Consider the following 4,428-nt stretch of genomic DNA (forward strand, 5'->3'; position numbering starts at 1 on the left):
GAAGATTGCATTAGTGACTTTTGATTTGAGCTCTCTGATTTTATTTGGCCTGCCATTCGGTTTATGCGCAGGCCTTTTAGTCTATGCACTGAACTTACGCTCAGCCTTAGCTCGTACCGAACAAGCCAGGCAAGAAGAGTCAACTTTAGTGATTGCACTTCGCAATGAGCGCGACCAAGCTTTACAAAATGCTATCCGCCTTGAGGCTGAACTCGACTCAGAGCGTAAACAAGGTCTTGGCAGAATTGAATCTCTGAATGAAGCTAAAGAAGCCCTTACTAGCCAGTTCAAGAATTTGGCCAATGAAATCCTAGAAGATAAATCGAAGCGCTTCACTGAGCAAAACGTCGCGAATTTAGATGCTCTTCTAAAACCTCTCCAAACGAAGTTGTCAGAGTTTAAAGAGCAGGTTAATACTTCTTATGGCAATGAGGCGCGTGAGCGATTTGCCCTCAAGAGTGAAATCGAACGCCTTGCCAACCTTAATCTGCGTATGTCCGATGAGACCCGCTCACTGACACAAGCTCTCAAGGGAGATTCTAAAGTCCAAGGCAATTGGGGTGAATTGGTACTTGAATCTATTTTAGAGTCTTCCGGCTTACGTAAAGGTGAAGAATACTTAGTTCAAGATAGCCATACCCAAATGGATGGTTCACGTCTGCAGCCTGACGTTGTAGTCAAGCTTCCCGAAGGCAGAAGTCTAGTAGTAGATAGCAAGGTCTCGATTACTGCTTATTCTCGGCATGCACAATCAACCGATCCTGTTGAAGCTGAACAAGAATTAAATGCCCATATTCAGTCTTTGCGCCAGCATATTCAAGGGCTATCTAGTAAAAACTATAGCGCCTTGTATGGCATTGGCTCTGTAGATTTTGTGTTGATGTTTGTGCCCATTGAGCCCGCTTTTTTATCAGCCCTCAAAACGGCTCCGAATCTTTATCAAGAAGCTTTAGCAAAAAACATTGTTCTTGTTTGCCCAAGCACACTCATGGCCACCCTCAGAACTGTGGCGCACCTTTGGAGGCAAGATCATCAAAATCGCAACGCCCTCGAAATTGCCAAGCAGTGTGGCACGCTTTATGACAAATTTGTTGGCTTTGTAGATGACTTAGAAAAATTAGGTCAACGCTTAGATCAAGCGCAGACTAGTTATCATGACGCTTTTAATAAGCTCAAATCCGGCAAGGGTAATCTGATTCGTACCGCTGAGAAAGTGCGCGAGCTTGGCGTTAAGCCCAGTAAGAATTTGTCAGCCCATCTAATTGAATCTTCTGCGGACTCTGAATAAAAATTGACCGCTATTGGCGCAGACTCGGCTGCATCACATCATTCTTATAAAAAAGTTGCTGTTGCGGCCTGCTTTGGTACTTTTTTAGAATGGTATGACTTCCTTACTTTTGCAACTTTGGCCGTTATCTTTGGGCCACTGTTCTTTCCCTCCAGTGATCCCGCCACTGGGCTCTTAGCAAGTCTAGCGACTTTTGGTGTTGGTATGGTGGTTAGACCTATTGGCGCGGCGATTTTCGGCAGTATTGGCGATCGCATTGGTCGGCGCCCCGTCTTCATGATCACCATCACCTTGATGGGAATAGCCACAGTTTGCGTCGGCTTCTTGCCAACTTATGCCCAGATTGGCATTGGGGCGCCAATTCTTTTGGTCTTCCTCAGGCTCTTACAAGGGCTATCTGCCGGCGGTGAAATTGGCGGTAGTGCTGTTTACCTCACTGAGCATGCTGGCAACTCTAGCCGCGGATTTAAGACCAGCTTCCTCCAACTCATGGGCCCATTGGGTATTTTGGTATCGACTCTACAAATTGCCCTTCTGCAAAGCTGGCTGAGTCCTAATGAGTTCTTATCCTGGGGTTGGCGTGTACCCTTTTGGATTTCGATCATCCTACTCATTGTGGCCTTTAAAGTACGAATGGCTTTAGAAGAAACACCGATCTTCTTACAATTAAGCCAATCTGATACCCAACCCAAAACACCACTCAGAGATAACTTTAGAGATCCAGAAACCCGCAAAAGAATGTTCTTATTGTTCTTTTGTATTTCAGCAGGTGGTGCAGTCTTATTTTTTTGCGTCCAAGTCTACACCTCAATTTTTCTCAAAACTGCTGTCAAACTACCGCCGCAATTAGTAGATCAGTTAAGCGTCTATGCAACGCTTGCCTTGCTTCCTCTGACTATTTTTGCTGGCTGGCTCTCTGACAAAATTGGCAGAAAGCCTGTAGTTGTCACTGGTCTAATTCTGGGAGCTACATTAATACTGCCAGCTTTTCACCTACTACAAGAGATTAGCCAAACCACCACTTACAGTGCAAGCTTCACATTCGCAACTGCAGGAATATTAATTGGCTTATCAGCGATACTGGCACTAGTAGTAGGCCCACAAACTGCCTTACTTGCGGAACTCTTTCCTGCAAAAACCAGAAATAGTGCAGCAACACTGCCCCATAATCTTGCAGCTGGATGGATTGGGGGGCTACTTCCGCTAATCGTCACCTGGCTCAACCAGCACTGGGAAAGTACCGTTGCGGGGCTTTGGTACCCTACGATTTTCCTCGCTAGCGGTGCGATCGTAGCAATGATTTATCTGCCAGAGACTAAAAATTTGAACATTGCTAAATAATCAAAAAATCATGGCAAGAATGTGCTTGCAATTTCTTGAGATTGTCCTGGTGCCATATCATTCTTGAAGGCCACCAACCACAAATCAAAGCTAGCAGGCCTCCTGCCTCCATAAATCTCTTTGAAACCTGCGCACAAAAATGCATCTCCCAAAGCCGAATATGTAAAACCACACTTATGAGCCATGAAGTGATTTCCATCGGAAATATAGCCTCGGTGACCATATAGAATATCTATAGCCGCGATTGGGCCAGCCGGCGAGTTATAAAGGGGGGATAGTAAATTATCACTTGCAACTGCCTCACAAACAGATTGCAAATCCGGGCAAGTTATTACAACAAAACCATCGGGCTTTAGCACTCTATAAAACTCTGCTAACGCTACTGGAACCTCATGCGGAAAAATATGCTCAATGTTGTGCGATGAATACAAAGCATCCATACTCTCAGCCTGAACCAATGACATGTCAATTAAAGTCCCCTGAATATCTGGGCTTACTTTAGGATCAATATCAAAACGCACCTCACTCCAAGCACTTGAATCAAAACCTCTTAAATTAGTTTTATTTTGAGGGCCGCATCCAACATGCAGAAATTTTTTCATTTAACCTAACCTTAATTAATATATATTTTCAGGGGGTAGGCCACGTTTATAAAGATCATGTGCTTTCATATAAGCAGACTCTAGGTTTTTTGTAAACGAGTTAGAGTCAAAAAGGGGGGTTGTCAGCTTGTTATATGCAAGCTTGTTTTTTAAAGCAATCAGCTCCTTAGGATTTTGACCAAGTCTAATTGCCAATTTTTCATATTCATCCTGAGAGGGTGCAATTAATTCTGGCAAGCCAATTGCATTTAATAAACTTCCGCACATTCTTGAAGAAAAAGACTTCCCTAAAAATGTTAAAACCGGCAATCCAGCCCATAAGGCATCGCTTGCAGTAGTGCCAGCATTATAGGGGGATGTATCAAGAAAAAGATCTGCCACTTTATAGCGCGCTAAATATTCTGCACGAGGTAGATGCCCCGCAAAAACAATACGACTAGAATCAACTCCTCTCGCCTCACACTCTTCAATTAAGTTAATTTTGACATCGTCGTTATCAGCATACAAAAATAGAACGCTCTTCTCTACGGAGGATAATATTCTCATCCAGCTATCAAATATGCTGGGAGTAAACTTATAGTTATTATTGAAGCAACAGTAAATAATGCCTTCCTCAGGGAGACCCAACTCCTCTCGAGTAAATTCTTTATCTGAAATAATTGTGCGATTATCGTTTGCCTGATAGCTTGGCAAATAAATAATACTCTCATCGTATGCATCCTGAAATTCTGAAGGAATAATAATGCTATCGGCAATAATGTAATCGATATATGGCGCCGCTAGCGTACCCAAATATCCAATATAACTAATTTGTATTGGCGCAACTCGATATGAAAAAATTCCTAACCTTGCATCCTTAGTAATTCCACCAAGATCGACTGCAATATCTAAATTTAGCTTCCTTGCCATTTCTGCAATAGCGAAATCGCTATACATGCTAACATCAAAGAAATGATCAAAAGAATTTTGAATTTCTATAGTCATCTGGTCTGGAGTGCCTACATAGATGGAGAATGCAATTAACTCAAAAATATCTTTGTTATGTAGTTCCAGCATTCTTTTGATCAGAAATGCAACCGGATGATTTCTGAAATCGCCAGAAAAATAACCAATTCGTATTTTTTCTGATTTATGTGACTTAGAAACTAACCCTAAATCTGGTTTTGGAAAGTATTCGCTTGAAATATACTCACTTGT

Annotated in this window: 3 protein-coding genes and 1 pseudogene; 2 read left to right on the plus strand and 2 right to left on the minus strand. The window is 42.5% G+C overall.

The features are described 5' to 3' along the window. Both rmuC and B7Y67_RS11375 read left to right on the plus strand, forming a co-directional pair. The coding region (gene rmuC / locus B7Y67_RS11370) for a DNA recombination protein RmuC (protein ID WP_293598741.1) at positions 1–1,288 on the plus strand (1,288 nt) is incomplete at its 5' end. A 3-nt stretch (positions 1,289–1,291) separates the two neighbouring features. Continuing rightward, positions 1,292–2,629 carry an MFS transporter gene (locus B7Y67_RS11375; protein ID WP_293598742.1) on the plus strand — a complete coding sequence of 446 codons (1,338 nt, stop codon included), beginning with the start codon at positions 1,292–1,294 and terminating at the stop codon, positions 2,627–2,629. Between the two features lie 8 nt (positions 2,630–2,637). Here B7Y67_RS11375 and B7Y67_RS11380 read toward each other — a convergent pair whose 3' ends face one another. Then, positions 2,638–3,231, minus strand: a complete 594-nt coding sequence (locus tag B7Y67_RS11380) for a methyltransferase domain-containing protein (RefSeq protein ID WP_293598743.1) — start codon at positions 3,229–3,231, stop codon at positions 2,638–2,640. 15 nt (positions 3,232–3,246) lie between these two features. Further along, positions 3,247–4,428: pseudogene (locus tag B7Y67_RS11385) on the minus strand (hypothetical protein); the annotation flags it as partial.

The sequence above is a fragment of the Polynucleobacter sp. 35-46-11 genome, assembly GCF_002281105.1.